This window comes from Streptomyces sp. RP5T, assembly GCF_003933965.1.
Classification (GTDB): domain Bacteria; phylum Actinomycetota; class Actinomycetes; order Streptomycetales; family Streptomycetaceae; genus Streptomyces.
This window is the reverse complement of the sequence record NZ_RSAJ01000114.1, coordinates 1-19,320: the sequence shown is the minus strand read 5'-3', so window position 1 is coordinate 19,320 and position 19,320 is coordinate 1. Positions and strand designations below refer to the sequence as shown.

Genomic DNA, 19,320 nt, shown 5'->3' with positions numbered 1-19,320 from the left:
GTGTCAGGTGTCCAAGCTTTCGGCTGTTCTCGGGGTTGGCTGTGTCGGCGCTGATCGCCCAAGTCTGAGGCAGCCCATGCCGTTGGGGGCCCGTGGCGTCGTCTGCCCCCGGTTTCCGCTGCCTCCGGGGTCAGCTGTCCACGCTTTCGGCTGTCCACGGCGTTGGCTGTGCCGGTGTCAGCAGCCTGCGGCGGAGGCCGCCCCCCCCGGGTCGGTGGCCCCGCCGTCGGCGACCCCGGCGTTGGCCGCCCTCGGCATTGGCCGCCCCTGGCGTCAGCCCCCGACTATTCCGCCGCCCGCCGCATCGGTCGTCCCCGTGTCACGCGAACGCGTTCACGCCCGTCAGTTCGGCTGACAGGGTCCACAGTCGTTCCGCCTGGTCCGGGGCGATGGCCCACTCCTTGACGCCGCCGCTCGTGTCGCCGTCGACGGCCGGCTCGGCGATGTCGCAGTCCTCCAGGTAGACGCCGCCCATGTCGGCCAGCTGGGGTGAGGTCGCCGCCCACACCTGCGTGGCCGCGCCCTGCTCGGGGCTCTTGAAGCCCGAGGGGTTGAGCGCGTTGCCCTGTTCGTCGATCCAGCCGCGCTCCACCATCTCCGCCCTGGGGAGGTGGCGCTGCAACGGGGTGAGGATGCCGCCCGGGTGGAGCGAGAAGGCCCGCACCCCGTGCCCGGCGCCGAGCCTGTCGAGGTGGACGGCGAACAGGACGTTCGCCGTCTTGGCCTGGCCGTACGCCTGCCACTTGTCGTAGCCCGTCCGCCAGTGCACGTCGTCCCAGCGCATGCCGGAGAAGTGGTGGGCGCGCGAGGAGACCGAGACCACGCGGGCGCCGCCCGGCTCGATGGCCGGCCACAGCCGGTTGACCAGCGCGAAGTGACCGAGGTGATTGGTCGCGAACTGCGCCTCCCAGCCAGGCCCGATCCGGGTCTCCGGGCAGGCCATGATCCCGGCGCTGTCGATGACGAAGTCGAGCGTGCGGCCCGAGTCGAGGAACCGTTCGGCGAAGGCGCGCACGCTCTCCAGGTCACCGAGGTCGAGTTCGTCCAGTTCCACGCGCTCCAGGCCCGCCAGGGCCTTCCACGCGGTGTCGGGACGCCGGGCCGGGACGACCACCCGGGCGCCCGCCTTCGTGAGCGCCCGGGTGGTCTCCAGACCGAGCCCCGAGTAGCCGCCGGTGACCATCGCGAGCTTGCCGGACAGGTCGACGCCCGCGAGGACCTCGTCGGCCGTGCTGTGGGCGCCGAACCCCGAACCGATCTTGTGCTGTGCAGTGCTCATGACGGGAACGCTACGAATTGGAGTGCTCTCGAAGTCAAGCGCGCCCCGCCGGGCGCCGGACCCGGACAAGAGGAAGCCCCGACCGGACGGGGGAATCACGGTCGGGGCGGTCTGACGGTGGGCACGGATGGCGGTCGCCTCTCGGCGAAAGGCTCCACAGGGCTTCAGCCGAACGATCGTCCCTGTGGGCAAAAGGTGAGGCCCGGGGACACTGTCCCATCCGTACCCACGGTCGGTTCAACGGTCAACGACCCCTGGGTGTTCCGCCGTTCGGGCTGTTCACGGGTGAGCTGCGTCACCCGTGGCGACCGTCGGCACGGTCTCGCTCCACAGGTTCTCGGCCTGCAGCAGCAGGGTCCCCAGCACCGTCGTGCCCTCGGGCCCCTGTCCCGCGTACTCCCGCAGCCCCTCCTGGAGCTGACCGCGCAGTTCCCGCATGGCCGCCTCCGCGTGGTCGTCCGGCCGTGTGTCGACGTCGACCGAGAGCAACCGGTCGCCCTCCGCGCGGCAGGCGTCGCCGATCAGCTGGAGGAGGTCGGCGTACGAGTCCAGGACCGGTCCCGCGGGCGGCGCGGGTGCGCGGTCGTCGTCCGCGGCCACGGCCAGGGTCCGGGTGAGCGCCCGGATGTGCCCGGTGACACGGCTCCAGCGCTCGTCCTCCTGTTCCGGCGGCAGCGATACGGGCGGCCGTCGTACGGCGCGCAGCGGGGTGGCCGTCAGCCGCAGGCTCTCCCGGCTCCAGCCGCGGGCCGACCGCAGGGTCTCCAGCCGGCGCTCCAGCCGGGCCGAGGCGTGCGACCAGCCCTGGGTGTCCCATTCGCCGTCCCGCAGGTCCCCGGCCACGGTGTGCAGGGTGTCGCCCGCCTCCCGGGCCAGCGCGGCGAGGTTCTCCCGGACGTCCCGCAGATGGATCGGCGGGAACACGAACGCGTTCACGGCGAGACCGATGACCGCGCCGAGCGCCGCCTGTCCCACCCGGTGGCCGGCGGCGGACGCCCCGGCGGCGCCGGTGGACAGGGTGAACAGCGCGGTGGTGGCGCCGTAGATCCCCTGGTCGCCGAAGCGCGGCCAGTTCGCCAGGAGCACCAGCAGCGGCACGGACAGGGCCACGGCGCCCAGGGTGCTCCCGGTGACGGCCAGGGCCACCGACGCCAGCACGGTCCCGCAGCAGATCGCCGCCAGCTGCCGTACGGCCTGCATCAGCGAGCTGTAGACGGTGGCCTGCATCAGCACCACCGCCACCCAGGGCGCCATCAGGGCCATCGGATCGCCCATCCACACACCCGCCACGAGCCAGGCGAGGATCGCGGCGGCGGAGGCCTTGAGCGACTGCACGAGCAGGTCGCGCTCCCGCCCCGGCCCCCGGCAGGCGGCACGGACGGCCCGCCGGACGGCACCGGCCTCCTCCCGCAGGGCATGCGTCGGGCGGGGCTGTCGGGGAAGAGCTTGTGTCACACCAGTCATCCGCTGTGGGTTCCGTGTCGGCGGGCGGGTCATGCCAAAGGGCTGTCCGCAAGGGAGGCCAGCAGGTGGGCCGGATCGTCGTAGACGGCCTGGGCGCCCGCCTTCTCCAGGTCGGCGCGCGGAATGCCGCCGCACAGGACGCCCACGCAGCGCACACCGGCGCGGGTGCCGGCCTTCATGTCCCAGACGGTGTCGCCGACGAAGACCGCGCGCTCGGCGGGCACCCCGGCCAGCTCCAGCGCGTGCTCGACGGGCTCGGGGGCGGGCTTGCCCTCCTCGACGTCGTCGGCGCTGGCGGTGGCCATGATCGCGTCGTCCGCGGAGATCGCCCGGCGCAGCGCGGACAGTTCCGCCCCGCCCGCCGAGGTGGCGAGGACCACCCGCCAGCCCTCGCGGTCCAGGTGCCGCAGCAGCCGGCCCGCGTCCTGGAGCGCGGGCAGCCGGTCGAAGTACTGCCCGTACAGGGCCTTGTGGGCGGCGCTGAGCTCCTCGTCCTGGTCCTTGTCCCGGTCCTCGCCGAGCAGATGCGCGACCAGATCGCCCGAGCCGAGCCCGATGGCCCGGTGGACGGCGTGCATCGGCACCCGGTGACCCGCCTGCCGCAGCGCCTCCCACCAGGTCGTCACATGCAGGTGGTTGGTGTCGACCAGGGTGCCGTCGACGTCGAACACTGCCGCCCGTTCCATGAACCGTTCCTTTCCTGTCGGACCGCGTCGGAGCTCACGGGTACCACCTCAGGCGCCCGCCACTCGGGCCGGCAGCCGGCCTTCCCGGGACCAGGCCAGCAGGTCGTCGAGGGGCCAGGTGGTCACGATCCGCTCGGGCGGCACCGCGCACTCCTCGGCCCGCGCGCACCCGAGGATCTGCCAGTCCAGCTGTCCGGGCGCGTGCGCGTCGGTGTCGACGGAGAACAGCACGCCCGCGTCGACCGCCCGGCGCAGCAGCCGGCGCGGCGGGTCGAGACGCTCGGGACGGCTGTTGATCTCCACCGCCGTGCCCGACTCGGCGCACGCGGCGAACACCTCGTCCGCGTCGAACTCCGACTCGGGCCGCCCCCGCCCGGTCACCAGGCGTCCGGTGCAGTGTCCGAGGACGTTCGCGTGCGGATCGCGAACGGCGGCCACCATGCGCCGGGTCATCGAGCGGGCGTCCATGCGCAGCTTGGAGTGCACGGACACGACCACGACGTCCAGGCGGTCCAGGAGCTCGGGTTCCTGGTCCAGGGAGCCGTCGTCGAGGATGTCGCACTCGATGCCGGTGAGCAGCCGGAAGGGTGCCCAGGTCTCGTTCAGGGCCGCCACCACGTCGAGCTGCTCCCGCAGCCGCTCCGGGGACAGGCCCCGGGCCACGGTCAGCCGCGGCGAGTGGTCGGTCAGCACCGCCCACTCGTGGCCGAGCTCCGCCGCGGTGCGGCCCATCTCCTCGATCGGGCTGCCGCCGTCCGACCAGTCGGAGTGCAGATGGCAGTCGCCGCGCAGCAGCGCCCGCAGCTCCTCGCCGCCCCCGGCCCGGGGCGCGGTGGACTCCGACTCCAGCTTCTCCAGGTAGCCGGGCATGTCTCCGGCCAGCGCCTCGCGCACCACCTGGGCCGTCTTCGGGCCGACGCCCTTGAGCGACTCAAGGGATCCGGCCTGCGCGCGCTCGCGCACCTCGTCCGAGGGCAGCCCGCCCAGCACCCGGGCCGCGGTACGGAAGGCACGGACGCGGTACGTCGGTGCCAGGGACCGCTCCAGCAGGAAGGCGATCCGTTCCAGGGCCTCGACGGGATCCATGGCCACCTCCTCCACCCAGAGTTCCCCATGCTGACGGGGGTGGCACGACGGGCGAGCGGTTTGTGCGGCACCGCGCCGGGTACTGCGATGCCTCGCCGGATCGCCTCCGGGTGCCCGGCAGCTGTCTCGTCGTCCCCGACGACACCCCGCCCCACGAGGAGGCCGAGATGTCCGCCCCCACCGCACCCCGCAGCAAGGTGGCCGTGATCACCGGAGCCGACTCCGGCATCGGCCGGGCCACCGCCGTCCGGCTGGCCCGGGCGGGGATGGACATCGGCGTCACCTGGCACACCGATCTCGAGGGCGCGGAGGCGACCGCCGAGGAGGTCCGTACCCTCGGGCGGCGCGCCGCCGTGGCCCGGATGGACCTCACCCGGCTGCCCGCGGCGGCCGACGCCGTGGACGAGCTGTGCGAACGGCTCGGCCGTCTCGACGTCCTGGTCAACAACGCGGGCACCGGCACCATGACGCCCTTCCTGGACCTGGAGCCCGACACGGTCCGCGAGGTCCTGGACGTCGACCTCGTCGGCCCGTTCCTGTGCGGGCAGCGGGCCGCCCGGCACATGGTCCGGCAGGGCGACGGCGGCCGGATCGTCAACGTGACCTCCGTCCACGAGCACCAGCCCCGGGTCGGCGCCGCCCCGTACTGCGCGGCCAAGGGCGGCCTGGGACTGCTCACCCAGGTCATGGCCCTGGAACTCGCCGAGCACGGCATCACCGTCAACGCGGTCGCGCCCGGTGAGATCGCCACCCCGATGACGGGCCAGGAGGACACCGACGTCCACTCCGAGAAGCGCCCCGGCGTCCCGCTCGGCCGCCCGGGTGACGCCCGCGAGGTCGCCGCCGTGATCGCCTTCCTGGCGGGCCCCGAGGCCACGTACGTCACCGGCGCGTCCTGGAGCGTCGACGGCGGGATGCTCCGCATGGGCCCGCAGGCCGGCTCACACCTCACCGACGACGAGTGGCGCCGCCCGTGACACCACACACCGGCTCCCACGACCACGACGACCGGGCTTCCCCCACACCCTGAGCGAGCACATCACCCGTGACCTGGGCCGTCCTCGGGTCATGGCCTGTACGACCCTGGATTCTCGTTGTCCGGCGGGGGGACCGGCGCATCCGCCGCCCGGAGACCCTCGCCGAGCCGGTCGGCTGGCGGTGACGGTCTGCGCGAACGCATTACCGGTCCCGCGCGGGCCGTGGCCCGGGCCGCCCCGCGTCACGGCCTGCGCGACCTCGGGTTCTCGTGGCCGGCGGGGACGGGCCCACCCGTCGCGCCGGTCCTGCAACGGTGCGGGAGGGCCGTCAGGGCAGGGACCTCGCCCCCCGGGGCGCTCGCCCGGCCGGCCGAGCACGCGGACGTCGGGAGTCACCCCGGCCCCGGCAGCGGCCCGGGTCCTCACCTCGCCCGGCGGGCGGCGCACGTCTCTCCCTCCCGCGGGATGCGTTCTACGCTCGTTGCATGACCGAAATCGCGAGCCCGCACATCGCCAACCCGCGGATCATCGTGCTCGGGGTCCAGCCGACCACACCGCCGTTCCGCATCGTGGAGATCGACGGGGAGGTGGTCGGCGAGGCGAGGACCGTGACCGACGTGCTGGAGGCGGCCGCCGCCTTCGGGATCATCGTCCACGACCTCGACGACCCGGACGTGGTCCGCTGGGTGGGCGGCGACAAGTTCACCTGGACCCGGCACTGACCGACCGGCTCAGCCGACCGTCCACTTCTGGTTGGCGCCGCCCGTGCAGGTCCACAACTGCAGCCGGATGCCGTTGGCGGAGTTGTTGCCGGTCACGTCGAGGCACTTGTCGGCCTGCTGGTTGACGATGTCACGTGCGCCCGTGACGGTCCACCGCTGGGCCCCGGTGCCGTTGCAGTCGTAGAGCTGGACCGCCGTCCCGTCCGCGGTGCCGCCGCCCGTCGCGTCCAGGCACTTGCCGAGCGCGCGGATCGTGCCGTCCGAGCCGACGGTCCACTGCTGGGCCGCGGTGCCGTTGCAGTCGTAGAGCTGGACGGCGGTCCCGTTCGCGGAATTCGCCCCGGCCACGTCCACGCACTTGCCGGCGAGCCCGCGGATCGCCGACCCGGTGGCCGTGTCGCCGGTGGTGACCGAGACGTGGTCCACGACGAGCTGCTGCGGGAAGGCCGTGGAGCCGTCCGGGTCGCCCGGCCAGTAGCCGCCGACCGCGAGGTTCAGGATCAGGAAGAAGGGCTTGTCGAACACCCAGGTGCGGCCGCCCAGGTCGGCTGGGGTGCGCCGCTGATAGACGGTGCCGTCCACGGACCAGGTGATCGAGCCGGGCGCCCAGTCGACGGCGAAGGTGTGGAAGGCGTCCGCGAAGGCCTGCCCGTTCGGCAGGGTGTAGCCGGCGCCGATGCCGCCGGAGCCCGAGTAGCCGGGACCGTGGATGGTGCCGTGCACGGTCGAGGGCTCGAAGCCGACGTTCTCCATGATGTCGATCTCACCCGAGTCGGGCCAGTTGACCGGGGTGCCGAGCATCCAGAACGCCGGCCACATGCCCTGCCCGCGCGGGATCTTCATCCGCGCCTCGACGTGCCCGTACTGCGCGGTGAACTTCCCGGAGGTGTTGAGCCGGGCCGAGGTGTACTGGCAGGTGCCGTACCAGCACTGGTAGTTGGCCGGGTTCTCCTTCCGCGCGGTGATCACCAGGTGGCCCTGGCCGTCGAGGGCCGCGTTCTTGGTGCCCGACGTGTAGTACTGCCGCTCGTGGTTGTTGACGTTGTCGCCGGTCTCGATCTGCCACTTCGAGGAGTCGACCGCGGCCCCGGCGGGCCCGTCGAAGGTGTCGGAGAACGTCACCGCGGCGGCGGTGACGGCGGGCGGGTCCGCCTGGGCGGTACCGGACGCGATCAGTACGGCGGACAGGGCGGCGAGGAGACTTCCGCGCAGCAGGCGTGAGGCGGCCACGGCTCTTCCTTCGGGGTGGGGGGGGGTGAAGTGTCGCCTCTTGATTTAAGAAGTGAACTAAGGGGCCGTCAATACTTTGGTACAGACCGGAAGTCGGGCGTTTTCCGGGCCCTCTACGCCTTCTTCGCCGGCTTGTGGACGGCCCGGCTGATGCGGCGCCCCAGCAGCAGATAGCCGATCAGGGCACCGGAGGTGTTCAGGATGACGTCGTCGACGTCGAAGGCCCGGCCCTCCACCAGCGCCCCCTGCGCGAACTCCACCAGCAGCATCACCACGGCCGTCAGCAGCAGGATCCGCAGCAGCCCGCGGGTCTTCGGGGCGATGATCGGGACCAGGACGCCGAACGGCACCCCCAGCAGGATGTTCCCGCCGATCTGCTTGACGGCGTCCCGCATCTCGGGCTGGTCCAGATAGGCCTTGAGGGAAGCGCCCGGGTGCAGGTTGGTGTGGGTCAGATCGACCGAGGCGGGCGAGGGTTCGAGCGTCAGCCGGGCCAGCACGACGGCGAACGCCACCATGAAGGCGAAAGCGAACAGCATCGCCACGAAACGGACGACGAGGGAGAGCGGATCCCGCCGGGGGCGGGCGGGTTTCGCCGCGCGCTCGGTCTTGGCGGTGCCGGTGCTGTCTGACCCCGCTCGCGAACGTGAGGGCGCCCAGGCCATTAGTTCCTCCACTCTTCAACTTCCCTGTGTCGTAAGGCGCTTACCCCCGAACCCGCCGAGGATGCCGCCGCCCGCCGAAGGCCTCCGGTTTCCCTTCGTACGGTCGGGGCACTGGGGGCTCAGTGCCGCGCGCGTCGCCACCGCACGCCCCGGGGGCGGTGTTTTGGATGGCGCGCGACGGGGACGCACGGGCCGGAGGACACGCATGGGGACAGGCGTTGGACCCCGGCCGGCGTCCTGCTGGGCCTGGTCTCGACCCTGCCGGCCGGGGTCCTCGCGCTCGTCGCCGTCGTCCGCCCGAAGGCGGTCGCCGCACCGGACCGGGCGCTGTGGCTGCGGCGCCTGCAGTCCGGGCACGTCGGCGGCGACGTGGCGTGGGTGCTAGTCGGCACCACCGTGCTCGGTGCCCTCACCCTGCCGGGCATGCCCGGCGGCTGATCAGGTGCCGTAGGTGACCTCCACCTTCTTGAAGCCGAGGGAGTTCAGCAGGCCCTTGAGCATGTTGGTGGTGTTGGTCTCGGCCCGCTTGGTCAGCTCGCTCTGCTTCGCCGCCTCGGTGATGTGCTTCACCGCGAGCTTCTGCACGGCCTGCTCGCTGTTGGGGTTGTCGGAGAAGAAGTCGCCGAGCCGGTCCAGCAGACCCCGCTGCTTGGAGACCGCGTAGGAGCGGTCGGCGTCCAGCGAGGCCTTGCCCAGCTGGGCGTGCGGGAGGTGCAGGGTGGCGGCCGTGCGGTCCTCGTTGACCGTCACGTCGTTCTTGGCGACCTTGCCGAGGTCGACATAGGCGTCGACGGCACCCGCCCCGACGTACAGGGTGCGGGAGCCGCGGATCGCGTCGGGCAGGAACTTGGTGTCCTTCTCCAGGTCCACGACGACCTGGAAGTTGCCGGAGGCGGCGTCGTAACGGCTGATGTCCTGGATGGACTCCAGAAGTGCGGGACCCGTACGGTCGTGGGTCTCCGTGCCGAACAGGTCCTTGAGGCCAGGGAGCACACTGAACCGGAGCCCGGCGAAGAACACCACGAGCACCACCACGACGGCGGTCAGTATCTTCGCCCAGGCGGGCATGCGCCTGGACACGCGCCTGATGGGAGTCGTCATGCGACGGCCCTCCTTCCTACTGCACGCATGCCCACGGATGACCCCCAAAAGCCCGGCCGGGCCGTCTTGTTGGCCAATTGCGACACAGACGCGGGCAGGAGCGGCCGACTAGCGTGGAGACCTCTGCCCGCCGGTGTGTCTGGAGACCCGGATGAGCACGGACAGCACGTCCCGGACCCTTCGTCCGATGCACCGCATCGCCCTGCCGGACCACGGCCCGCCCAGGCTCACCACCCTGGCCACCGGCACCGAGGTCTGGCTCGTCACGCGCTACGCCGACGTGCGCCAGGTGCTCATGGACCCCCGCTTCAACCGGAAGTCGCTGCGGGACGAGGACGCCCCGCCGCTGCTCGTCGTACCGAACCTGCTGGACTCCCCGGACGGCCTGCTCAACCAGGACGGACCGCCCCACCAGCTGCTGCGGAGCACGGTGCAGCGGGCATTCACCCCGCGCGCGATCGCCCGCTGGCGGCCCTGGACCGCCTCCGTGGTGGAGTCCCTCCTCGACGACCTGGCCCGGCAGCCGCAGCCCGCCGACCTCGTGGAGGGGTTCACCCGGCGGCTGCCGGTGTCGGTGATCTCCCGGCTGATGGGGCTGGAACACGCCGACTGGGAACGCATCCGCGACTGGGCCGACCACGCGCTGTCCGGCGGCGCGCACACCGCCGAGGAGGTCGGCGCGGCCATGCGGGAGTTCGGTCTCTTCTGCGCGGAGCTGCTCGCCGAGCGGCGCGAGGAACCGGGCGACGACCTGGTGAGCGCCCTGGTCGTCGCCGGTGACGGCCTCGGTGTCGAGGAGCCGCGCCTGGTCGTCCTGGTCCTGGGCCTGGTGGTCGCCGGGCACGAGACGACCATGACGGCCCTCGGCAACATCGTCGTCCATCTCCTCACCGACGGGCGCCATGCCTGGCCGGGCCTCGCCGGGAGCCAGGAGGCCGCCGAGACCGCCGTCGAACAGCTGCTGCGCACGATCCCGCTGAGCGAGGGCCGGGTGCTGCCGGGGCTGATCCGCCGGGCCGTCGAGGACGTCGAGGTCGGGGGCGTGACGATTCCGGCCGGGGCCGTGGTCGCCGTCCAGACCAACGCGGCGAACCGGGACCCGGACGTCTTCCCCCGGCCCGACGAGACCGACCTCTTCGCGCCCCTCACCACCCCCAGCGTGGTCTTCGGCGCCGGACCGCACCACTGCCTGGGCGCCTGGCTGGCCCGCCTGGAGCTGGGCCTGGCCCTGCACCGGCTGGCGGTCCGTTTCCCGGGACTGCGGGCCGCGTTCACCCCGGAGACCGTCGAGTGGCGGGAGGGGCAGATGACACGCGGGCCGCGGCGCCTTCCGGTGTCCTGGTGAGCACGGTCAGTGCGGCCCCAGCTCGCGGTCGCCGGAGGCTGTGGACCACCACACCCCCTCCCCGTGGGTGAGCCCGGGCAGCCGCAGTTCCAGCTCCCGCACCCGCCGGGCCGGGAGCCCACCGGTGATCACCCAGTTCGTGGCCCCGCCCGTCGTGCCCGTGAACTCGGCCTCGGCGGATGCGAGTTGCCCGGTAACCGCGGCCAGCGCGTCCAGTGGCACCTCCGCCTCGAAGGCGTGGTACGGCTCGAACAGCCGGGTCCCCGCCCGCTCCAGGGCCCGCCGCAGCACGATCGGCGTGAGCCCGCGGAAGTCGGCGGCCGTGCTCAGCGGCGCCACGAAACCGGAGCGGACCAGCGTGACCCGGTAGTCCGTCACCGTCGCGCCGGTCAGTCCCGACCGCATGCTCGCGTGCACGGTCTCCTCGACGGCCTGATGGAACGCCCGGGGCAGCGCGCCGAGTTCGGTCTCGTACGCGAAGACCCCACCGGTGCCCCGCTCGCCCGGCTCGACCCGCAGGCCGACGGTCGCCCAGTAACGGGTTCCGAGGTGCCAGGGGTTCTCCTCGTGCGCCTCTCCCGTGCCCCGAGGACGCTCCAGGTGGCGCACCCGGCCCGGCTCGAAGTCCGCCTCGACGCCGAAGTCCTGGGCGAGGGTCGCCGCGAGCACCTCCATCTGGACCTCGCCGTAGAGGAGCAGCGCGGTGGCGCCGCCGGCCGTGGGGCGCGCGTGGATCAGGGGGTCCTGGTCGGCGAGGGTCAGCAGGGCCGAGCGCAGCCGGGCCGCGTGCTCCGGCCGGCGGGCGGTGACCAGGGTCTCCAGGGTCGGGGGAGCGAACTGCGGTGCCCGGTCCGTGAGTTCGCCGATCCGGTCGCCCACGCGCAGGCCGCGGGAGAAGGTGAGTGCCGCGATGGTGCCGGCGGTGAGGGGCCCGCTCAGGTGGGTCACCCGTCCGCTGATCCGGCTCGTCGTGCCGTCGGCCTCGCGCCTCAGGAACGTCAGTCGCTGACGCTCCGTCACCTCACCGTCGTACAGCCGCAGATACGCGGTGCGCTCGCCGGCCGGTCCGGGGCGTACGGCGAACACCGTGCCGCGCGCTGCGCCCTCCCGCCTCGCGGGGGCGGCCGGGATCAGCCCGGTCACGCCCTCGACCAGGTGGGCCACGCCCTGGCCGCCGAGGGCGGAGCCGAAGAACACCGGGTGGAAGGAGCCGTCGCCGGTGCGGGCGGCGAGGGCCCGGCGCAGGTCGCCCGGCGTGGGCTCGGGGCCGTCCACGACCGCCGCCAGGATCTCCGCATCGACCTCGGCGAGGGCCTCGGCCAGTCGGCTGTCCCCGGGCAGGGAGGCCACCTGTGCTCCGGACGTGCCGAGGCCCGAGACCTCCGTGAGCGGGGCGACGTACGGCGTGAGCCTGCGCCGGATGTCGGCGAGCAGACCCTCGTCACGGGCACCCGTCCGGTCGATCTTGTTGACGAAGATCAGCGTGGGCAGCCGCAGCCTGCGCAGGGTCCGCATCAGCACCCGGGTCCGCGCCTGGACGCCCTCCACCGCGGACAGCAGCAGCACCGCCCCGTCCAGGACCTCCAGGGCGCGCTCGACCTCGGCGACGAAGTCCGAGTGCCCGGGGGTGTCGATGAGGTTGATCCGGGTGTCGCCGACGGTGAACGAGGCGACCGCGGAACGGATGGTGATACCGCGCTGCCGCTCGATCGCGCCGTCGTCCGTGCGGGTGTCGCCGGTGTCGACGGCGCCGAGCCGGCCGATCGCGCCGTGGTCGAACAGCAGCCGCTCGGTGAGGCTGGTCTTACCGGCGTCGACGTGCGCCAGGATGCCGATGTTCAGGGTGTGCATACGGGGTGGAGTCCTCGAGAACCGTGGGCCGAAGGGGGCGCTGGGTCGAATCGAGGAATCGGCGCATGCGGGGGATCCTGACGTGAGGGGACTCGGTCGTGGCCATGATGGCGTCCGCCGACCGGGGCACCGCAAGCGAATTTCCGCGGCCAGTAGCATGAGCCCGGTCATCCTGGATGATCATCGGAGGAGCAGGTCCGTGCGAGACATCGCCGTGTTCAGCGGTAGCGCCCACCCCGAGCTGGCGGCGGAGGTCTGCGCGCATCTGGGGGTGCCGCTCAGCCCCACCCGGGTCAGCCGGTTCGCCAACGACTGCCTGGAGGTGCAGCTCCAGGCCAACTGCCGGGAGCGGGACGTCTTCCTCGTCCAGCCGCTGGTCAGGCCGGTCCAGGAGCATCTGGTGGAGCTGCTGCTGATGTGCGACGCGGCCCGTGGCGCCTCCGCGCGCCGGATCACCGTCGTCATGCCGCACTACTCCTACGCCCGCTCCGACAAGAAGGACGCGCCCCGTATCTCGCTCGGCGGACGTCTGGTCGCCGACCTGATGGTGGCGGCCGGCGCGAGCCGCGTCCTCGCCATGACCCTGCACTCCCCGCAGGTGCACGGCTTCTTCTCGGTGCCGGTGGACCATCTGCACGCGCTGCGCGAGCTGGCCGCGCACTTCCGGCAGTACGACCTCAGCCGTACCACCGTGGTCTCCCCGGACCTCGGCAACGCCAAGGAGGCGGCCGCCTTCGCCCGGCTGATCGGCGCCCAGGTGGCCGCGGGCGCCAAGCAGCGGTTCGCCGACGACCGGGTCAGCATCAGCGACGTCATCGGCGAGGTCGCGGGGCGGGACGTCATCGTGCTGGACGACGAGATCGCCAAGGGCAGCACGGTCCTCGAACTGCTGGACAGGCTAAGGGAGTTGGGTCCGCGCTCCATCCGGGTGGCGTGCACGCACGGGCTGTTCGCCGACGGTGCGCTCAAGCGGATCGGCGAGCAGCCGGACGTCCTGGAGATCGTGTGCACCAACACCGTGCCGGTCCCCGCCGAGGAGCGCACCGACAAGCTGCGGATCCTGTCCATCGCTCCCGCCCTCGCCGAGGCCGTGCGGCGCATTCACAACGGTGAGTCCGTCAGCGCCCTGTTCGACGCGCCCGGCGAGGGGTCATGACCTCGCGCGAGGGGTCATAACGTCTCGGACGTGGTCTCGGGCTGTCCCAGGGCCGCGTCCAGCGACGGCAGCGGCGGCAGCAGGCGGGCCAGGCCGGTCACCCGGATGATCCGCAGGGTGAGCGGGTGGGTGCACACCAGGAGCAGGCTGCCGTGGTGGTCGAGCACCCGCGAGCGGGCCCGGTACAGCAACCGCAATCCGGAGCAGTCGAAGAACTCCACCCCGCTGAGGTCGATCACCAGCCGCACGCCGGGATGCCCGGTGACCCGGTCGAGGTAGGGCAGGAGCTCGACGGCCGCGGCGATGTCGATCTCGCCGCGGAACTCCAGCACGGTGTGACCGCGGTCCTGGTGGACGCGCAGATGCCGGGACGGCGGCGCGGGTTCCTGCGGCACGACGACATCCCCTCCAGCCGGCTCCTCGGGGGCACGGGTGCGTGCAATTCCTCTCCCCGCCCTGCAAGTTACCCTCGATGGAGTGCATTTGAGCATGTTCGATTGACATATGTCTTCGAATTGCGTCCGCCGGTTCGCGCCGGGTTCACGCGGGGCTCGCGCCCGGCTCACGACAGGGCGTGCCAGGCCCTGGTCAGCGCCTGGCGGAACTGGTCCGTCTGGTGCGCGGTGAGGTCCCGCACCATCCGCTCCTCCAGGTCCCGCACGGGCCCCGCGTGCTGTGCGAGCAGGGCGCGCCCCTGTTCGGTCAGCAGGATCAGCAGCTCGCGCCGGTTCCTCGGATTGCGCTCGCGGCGCACCAGCCCGCGGGTCTCCAGGGAGCGCACGAGATCGGCGATCGACTGGGCGGTGACGAAGGAGTCCCGGGCCAGTTGCGCCGCCGAGAGCCCGTCGTGCCGTTCGAGGACCGTCAGGGCCGTGTACTGCAATGCGGTGATCCCGGACGGCCTGACCAGTTCGTCCAGATGGGAACGGACGACGAGCTCCACCTGCTTCACCATGTAGAGGAGCGACGGGGGTGCCTTGGTCACCTCTGTGTCGAGCATGGGTTCAGGCTAGACCATTGACAGGAAACCTGGCTGTAAAGAGACTGCGAACCAACAGGAATCCTGTTTGTTGAAATCTTGGCGACGAAGCTGAGGAGCGGCGATGTCCTCCATCGAGATCGAAACCGGACGGCTGTTTGTGGGCGGCCGGTGGCGCGAGGCCGCCGACAGCGCGCGCACCGAGGTTCTCGACCCGTCCCGGGGCGTGGTCCTCACCACCGTCGCGGAGGCCGGCGCCGCCGATGTGGACGCGGCCGTCCATGCCGCCCGGGAGGCCTTCGACGGCGGCGCCTGGTCCGGCCTCAGCGGCCGGGAGCGGGGCCGGATCCTGCACCGGGTCGCCGAGCTGATCCGCGAGAACGCCGACGAACTGGCCCAGCTGGAGAGCCTGGACGTCGGCAAGCCGATCTCGCTGTGCCACGCCGTGGACGTGACCAACGCGGCCAACGACTACGAGCACTTCGCCGCGCTCGCCCACAGTCTCGACGGCTCGGTCCGCGACACGCCCCTGAACGCCCTCGCGTACACCAAGCGCGAGCCGCTCGGCGTGGTCGCCGCGATCACGCCCTTCAACTTCCCGCTGATCCTGGCCGGTTCCAAGATCGGCCCCGCCCTCGCCGCCGGCAACACGGTCGTGCACAAGCCGGCCGACGAGACCCCGCTCAGCGCCCTCTACATGGCCGGACTGCTCCAGAAGGCGGGTGTCCCGGACGGGGTGGTCAACGTGGTCACCGGCGCCGGGCCGGTCGCCGGCGAGGCCCTGCTGCGCCACCCCGGGGTCGACAAGGTCGCCTTCACCGGCTCCACCGCGATCGGCCGGCACGTGGCGGCCACCGCGGGCCAGGCCCTCAAGCCCGTCACGATGGAACTGGGCGGCAACGCGGCCAACATCGTCTTCGAGGACGCCGACCTGGAGAAGGCGGTCGGCGCGATCATCAAGGCGTTCGTCTTCAACACCGGCCAGTTCTGCATGGGCGGCCCGCGCCTGCTGGTGGCCCGCCCGGTCCACAGCACCCTGCTCGGCATCCTCGCCGACGCCGTGCCCGGCGTACCGGTCGGCGATCCGCGCGACCCCGCGACCGTCGTCGGCCCGATGGCGGGGGAGAATCACCTGAGGAAGGTCGAGGAGTACGTCGAGCTCGCCCGCAAGGAGGGCGGCCGGATCGTCTGCGGCGGCGAACGCCTCGACCTCGACGGCGGCTTCTACTACAAGCCCACCGTGATCGCCGACCTCTCCAACGACTCCCGGGTCGTGCAGGAGGAGATCTTCGGCCCGGTCCTGACCGTGCAGCCCTTCGACACCGAGGACGAGGCCGTCGCCCTCGCCAACTCCACGCCCTACGGCCTGGCTTCGGGCGTCCAGACGACCAACCTCGCCCGCGCGCACCGGATCGCCGACCGCCTCCGGGCGGGCATCGTCTGGGTCAACGACTGGGCGATGCTCGACCCCGCGGTCCCCTTCGGCGGGGTCAAGGACTCCGGCTACGGCCGCGAGTACGGCCCCGAGGCGCTCGACGCCTACACCAAGGTCAAGTCCGTCGTCGTCTCGCTCGACTGAACGCCCGCAGAGGAGTTCGTACGATGTCCATCACCACCCGTGCCGCAGTGGTCGAGTCCGGCGGCGCACCCTTCACCCTCTCCGACGTCACCCTCGACGAGCCCGGACCCCGTGAGGCGCTCGTCCGCATGGTCGCCACCGGCCTGTGCCACACCGACCTCGGCGTGGCGAGCGGCGGACTGCCCTTCCCGCTGCCCGGAGTGCTCGGGCACGAGGGCGCGGGAGTCGTCGAGGCCGTCGGCTCCGCCGTCACCGGCGTGGCCCCCGGCGACCACGTCGTGCTGTCCTTCACCTCCTGCGGCGACTGCCGCGACTGCGACGGCGGACACCCCGCCTACTGCGCGACCTGGCTGCCGCTGAACCTCCTCGGCGGCCGCCGGGCCGACGGGACCAGCACCATCAGCCGGGACGGCGAGCCGCTCGGCGGACACTTCTTCGGCCAGTCCTCCTTCGCCGAGCGCGCCCTGGTCGACGAGCGCAGTCTCGTCAAGGTCGACCCGGACGTGCCCCTGGAGTCCGTCGCCCCGCTGGGATGCGGAGTGCAGACCGGTGTCGGCGCCGTGTGGAACGTACTCAAGCCGGTCACCGGTTCCACGGTCGTCGTCCTCGGCGCCGGAGCGGTCGGCCTGTCCGCGGTCATGGCCGCCGCCCTCACCCCCGCCACGACGATCGTCGCCGTCGACCGGGTCGCCGAACGCCTCACCCTGGCAAGGGAGTTGGGTGCAACCCACACGGTCGACGCGGCTGCGGAGGACCTCGGCGAGGCCCTCGCCGCGATCACCGGCGGGCAGGGCGCGGACGGCATCGTGGAGACCACGGGCAACGTGACCGTCCTGCGCCGGGGCGTGGACGCGCTCGGCGCCCGCGGCACGCTGGTCGTCGTCGGCGCCCCGCCCTTCGGCACCGAAGTCGCCCTCGACGTCAACGGGCTGCTCGGCGGCAAGCGGGTCGTCGGCCTCACCCTCGGCGACGCCGAGACCCAGAGCTTCATCCCCGCCCTGGTCCGCCTCGTGAAGGAGGGACGGCTCCCGCTGCACCGCCTGATCAGCACCTATCCGTTCGCGGACATCGACCAGGCGGTGCGGGACATGGCTGCGGGCAAGGCGATCAAGCCCGTGCTGACCTTCTGAACCGGGATCAGTCCGTCACGAGGACCAGCTTCCCCTTCGTCCGGCCGGTGTCGCCCAGCGCGTGCGCCTTCGCGGCATCGGCCAGCGGGAAGGTCCCCGCGATCGTGGGCCGCAGCTCGCCCTTCTCGACCAGCTCGGCGATCGCCTCCATCCCCGCCCGGTCGGCGTCCACGAGCATGCGCACGGCCCGCACCCCGAGCCGCTCGGCCGCCTGGCCGAAGTCGTCCGAGCCGACCGGCAGGATCGACACCACGATTCCGCCCGGCCGCAGCACCCGCAGCGAGTCCACGGACGTCTCGCCGCCGAGGGTGTCCAGGACGACGTCCACGTCCTTCACCGCCTCGGTGAAGTCCGTGTCGCGGTAGTCGATCACCTCGTCCGCGCCCAGCTCGCGCAGGAAGTCGTGCTTGCCCGCGCTCGCGGTGCCGATCACATGGGCGCCCCGGGCCTTGGCGATCTGCACGGCCACATGGCCCACCCCGCCGGCCGCCGCGTGGACCAGCACGCGCTGTCCCGGCCGCAGTCCGGCGTGCTCGACCAGTGCCTGCCACGCGGTCAGCGAGACCAGGGGCAGCGCGCCTGCCTGGACGTGGTCGATCGACGCCGGCTTGTGCGCGAGGGCCCGCACCGGCGCGAGGACGTACTCGGCGTGCGATCCGTGACCGAAGGGGTACGGCAGCATGCCGAAGACCTCGTCACCGGGCCGGAAGGCGGCGACCCCGATGCCGACCTCCTCGACCACGCCGGAGACGTCCCAGCCGAGGACGAACGGCGGCTCGCCGAGGAAGCCGCCGGTGGCGCGGTGCTTCCAGTCGGTCGGGTTCAGGCCGGCCGCCCGGACCCGGACCAGTACCTGGTTCGGCCGCGGCGCGGGGCGCTCGACCTCGATCTCCTTGAGGACCTCGGGACCGCCGAGGGTGTCCTGGCTGATGGCTCGCATGGTGTTCACAGTGCTCATGGTCGACCAGCCTGCCCGTCCCTGCCCGTCCGGGAAATGGCACGATTGCCAAGCTTCGATAGGATCGTGCCATGCTAGATGCGAAGCGGACCGAGCGGGTCGTGGTGCTGGCCCTGGACGGCGTCTATCCCTTCGAGCTGGGCATCCCCAGCCGGATCCTCGGCGCCGCCGACGGCCGCTACGAGGTGCTGACCTGTTCGGTCGACGGCCGACCGGTGCGCAGCAACGCCGACTTCACCATCGGCGTCGAACACGGCCCCGAGATCCTCACCACCGCCGACACCGTGGTGATCACGCCGGTCTCCCCGGAGCGGATGCCCCTCCACCTCCCGCCGGAGGTGCGCGAGGCCCTCGCCCTCATCCGCCCCGACGCCCGGATCGTCTCCATCTGCACCGGCGCCTTCGTCCTCGCCGCCGCCGGGCTGCTGGAGGGCCGCCGGGCGACCACCCACTGGCAGCTCGCCGACCACTTCCGCCGCCTGTACCCGCACGTCGACCTCGACCCCGACGTGCTCTTCGTCGACGACGGCCGCATCCTCACCTCGGCCGGAGCGGCCTCCGGCGTGGACGTGTGCCTGCACCTCGTCCGCAAGGACCACGGCAGCGAACTCGCCAACACGGTCGCCCGCCGCTGTGTGGTCCCGCCCTTCCGGGACGGCGGCCAGGCCCAGTACATCGAGCAGCCCGTCCCGGAACAGGGTGCCGCGAGCACGGCTAGGACCCGCGCCTGGGCGCTGGAACGCCTCGACGAGCCCCTGACCCTCGGCGAACTGGCCGCCCACGCCCGGATGAGCCTGCGCACCTTCGCCCGCCGCTTCAACGACGAGGTCGGCCTCAGCCCCGGCCGCTGGCTGATCCAGCAGCGGGTGGTCCGGGCCCGGCACCTGCTGGAGTCCAGCGACCTGTCGGTCGACCAGATCGCCGCCCGCGTCGGCTTCGCCACGGGAGCGTCCCTGCGTCAGCACCTGCACGCGGCGATCGGTGTGTCGCCGCAGGTGTACCGGCGCACCTTCCAGACGGCGGCGCGCTGAACGTTCCCCACCTCCCCGGCGTCGAAGGAGCATGAGGGCGGACGGGGTAAGGGGGGCGGGAATGCGCAGAGGGCTGTGGGT

At 72.4% G+C, this 19,320-nt stretch carries 18 protein-coding genes; 7 read left to right on the top strand and 11 right to left on the bottom strand.

The window, feature by feature from the left end; genetic code table 11:
* Positions 1 to 319 precede the first annotated feature (319 nt).
* The 4 genes from EHS43_RS14925 to EHS43_RS14910 all read right to left on the bottom strand — a co-directional run bounded on the left by EHS43_RS14925 (position 320) and on the right by EHS43_RS14910 (position 4,515).
* On the bottom strand, positions 320 to 1,279 hold the full coding sequence (locus tag EHS43_RS14925) for an SDR family NAD(P)-dependent oxidoreductase (RefSeq protein WP_125191262.1): 960 nt from the start codon (positions 1,277 to 1,279) through the stop codon (positions 320 to 322).
* 279 nt (positions 1,280 to 1,558) lie between these two features.
* A complete protein-coding gene (locus EHS43_RS14920) occupies positions 1,559 to 2,743 on the bottom strand; it encodes an aromatic acid exporter family protein (protein WP_125191261.1) in 1,185 nt (394 codons plus the stop codon).
* A 29-nt stretch (positions 2,744 to 2,772) separates the two neighbouring features.
* Positions 2,773 to 3,429 carry an HAD family hydrolase gene (locus tag EHS43_RS14915; RefSeq protein ID WP_125191260.1) on the bottom strand — a complete coding sequence of 219 codons (657 nt, stop codon included), beginning with the start codon at positions 3,427 to 3,429 and terminating at the stop codon, positions 2,773 to 2,775.
* A gap of 48 nt (positions 3,430 to 3,477) precedes the next feature.
* Positions 3,478 to 4,515: a PHP domain-containing protein gene (locus EHS43_RS14910; RefSeq protein WP_125191259.1), complete on the bottom strand. Its 1,038-nt coding sequence runs from the start codon at positions 4,513 to 4,515 to the stop codon at positions 3,478 to 3,480.
* Positions 4,516 to 4,682: 167 nt separating this feature from the next.
* On the opposite strand from EHS43_RS14910, the gene EHS43_RS14905 reads away from it, so the two are divergent.
* Together EHS43_RS14905 and EHS43_RS14900 are read left to right on the top strand one after the other, a co-directional pair.
* Positions 4,683 to 5,492 carry an SDR family oxidoreductase gene (locus tag EHS43_RS14905; RefSeq protein WP_125191263.1) on the top strand — a complete coding sequence of 270 codons (810 nt, stop codon included), beginning with the start codon at positions 4,683 to 4,685 and terminating at the stop codon, positions 5,490 to 5,492.
* A 485-nt stretch (positions 5,493 to 5,977) separates the two neighbouring features.
* A complete protein-coding gene (locus EHS43_RS14900) occupies positions 5,978 to 6,214 on the top strand; it encodes a hypothetical protein (RefSeq protein ID WP_125191258.1) in 237 nt (78 codons plus the stop codon).
* Positions 6,215 to 6,223: 9 nt separating this feature from the next.
* Here the strand turns inward: EHS43_RS14900 and EHS43_RS14895 are convergent, their stop codons facing one another.
* The 3 genes from EHS43_RS14895 to EHS43_RS14880 form a co-directional block, all read right to left on the bottom strand.
* Positions 6,224 to 7,444 carry a glycoside hydrolase family 16 protein gene (locus tag EHS43_RS14895; protein ID WP_125191257.1) on the bottom strand — a complete coding sequence of 407 codons (1,221 nt, stop codon included), beginning with the start codon at positions 7,442 to 7,444 and terminating at the stop codon, positions 6,224 to 6,226.
* Positions 7,445 to 7,557: 113 nt separating this feature from the next.
* Positions 7,558 to 8,109 (bottom strand): VanZ family protein, encoded by a 552-nt coding sequence (locus EHS43_RS14890; protein ID WP_125191256.1) that lies wholly within the window; start codon positions 8,107 to 8,109, stop codon positions 7,558 to 7,560.
* Positions 8,110 to 8,547: 438 nt separating this feature from the next.
* Complete coding sequence (locus EHS43_RS14880) at positions 8,548 to 9,210, bottom strand: DUF4230 domain-containing protein (RefSeq protein ID WP_125191255.1); 663 nt, start codon at positions 9,208 to 9,210, stop codon at positions 8,548 to 8,550.
* A 151-nt stretch (positions 9,211 to 9,361) separates the two neighbouring features.
* Between EHS43_RS14880 and EHS43_RS14875 the strand changes: the two genes are divergently transcribed.
* On the top strand, positions 9,362 to 10,555 hold the full coding sequence (locus tag EHS43_RS14875) for a cytochrome P450 (protein ID WP_125191254.1): 1,194 nt from the start codon (positions 9,362 to 9,364) through the stop codon (positions 10,553 to 10,555).
* A 6-nt stretch (positions 10,556 to 10,561) separates the two neighbouring features.
* On the opposite strand, the gene otr(A) is transcribed toward EHS43_RS14875, so the two are convergent.
* Positions 10,562 to 12,406: a tetracycline resistance ribosomal protection protein Otr(A) gene (gene otr(A) / locus EHS43_RS14870; protein ID WP_125191253.1), complete on the bottom strand. Its 1,845-nt coding sequence runs from the start codon at positions 12,404 to 12,406 to the stop codon at positions 10,562 to 10,564.
* Positions 12,407 to 12,605: 199 nt separating this feature from the next.
* Between otr(A) and EHS43_RS14865 the strand changes: the two genes are divergently transcribed.
* Complete coding sequence (locus EHS43_RS14865; RefSeq protein ID WP_125191252.1) at positions 12,606 to 13,562, top strand: ribose-phosphate pyrophosphokinase; 957 nt, start codon at positions 12,606 to 12,608, stop codon at positions 13,560 to 13,562.
* A 14-nt stretch (positions 13,563 to 13,576) separates the two neighbouring features.
* On the opposite strand, the gene EHS43_RS14860 is transcribed toward EHS43_RS14865, so the two are convergent.
* Together EHS43_RS14860 and EHS43_RS14855 are read right to left on the bottom strand one after the other, a co-directional pair.
* Entirely contained in the window at positions 13,577 to 13,957 is a 381-nt protein-coding gene (locus EHS43_RS14860; RefSeq protein WP_260470538.1) for an anti-sigma factor antagonist, read from the bottom strand.
* A 167-nt stretch (positions 13,958 to 14,124) separates the two neighbouring features.
* Positions 14,125 to 14,562, bottom strand: a complete 438-nt coding sequence (locus EHS43_RS14855; RefSeq protein ID WP_125191250.1) for a MarR family winged helix-turn-helix transcriptional regulator — start codon at positions 14,560 to 14,562, stop codon at positions 14,125 to 14,127.
* Between the two features lie 103 nt (positions 14,563 to 14,665).
* Between EHS43_RS14855 and EHS43_RS14850 the strand changes: the two genes are divergently transcribed.
* Entirely contained in the window at positions 14,666 to 16,120 is a 1,455-nt protein-coding gene (locus EHS43_RS14850) for an aldehyde dehydrogenase (protein ID WP_125191249.1), read from the top strand.
* A gap of 23 nt (positions 16,121 to 16,143) precedes the next feature.
* Complete coding sequence (locus tag EHS43_RS14845; RefSeq protein ID WP_125191248.1) at positions 16,144 to 17,250, top strand: NAD(P)-dependent alcohol dehydrogenase; 1,107 nt, start codon at positions 16,144 to 16,146, stop codon at positions 17,248 to 17,250.
* A 7-nt stretch (positions 17,251 to 17,257) separates the two neighbouring features.
* Here EHS43_RS14845 and EHS43_RS14840 read toward each other — a convergent pair whose 3' ends face one another.
* Positions 17,258 to 18,208 (bottom strand): NADP-dependent oxidoreductase, encoded by a 951-nt coding sequence (locus tag EHS43_RS14840; protein ID WP_125191247.1) that lies wholly within the window; start codon positions 18,206 to 18,208, stop codon positions 17,258 to 17,260.
* Positions 18,209 to 18,279: 71 nt separating this feature from the next.
* Here EHS43_RS14840 and EHS43_RS14835 point away from each other — a divergent pair, with 71 nt between their 5' ends.
* The gene (locus EHS43_RS14835; RefSeq protein WP_125191246.1) at positions 18,280 to 19,239 is read left to right on the top strand and encodes a GlxA family transcriptional regulator; all 960 of its coding nucleotides are present in this window, start codon (positions 18,280 to 18,282) and stop codon (positions 19,237 to 19,239) included.
* Positions 19,240 to 19,320: the final 81 nt, after the last annotated feature.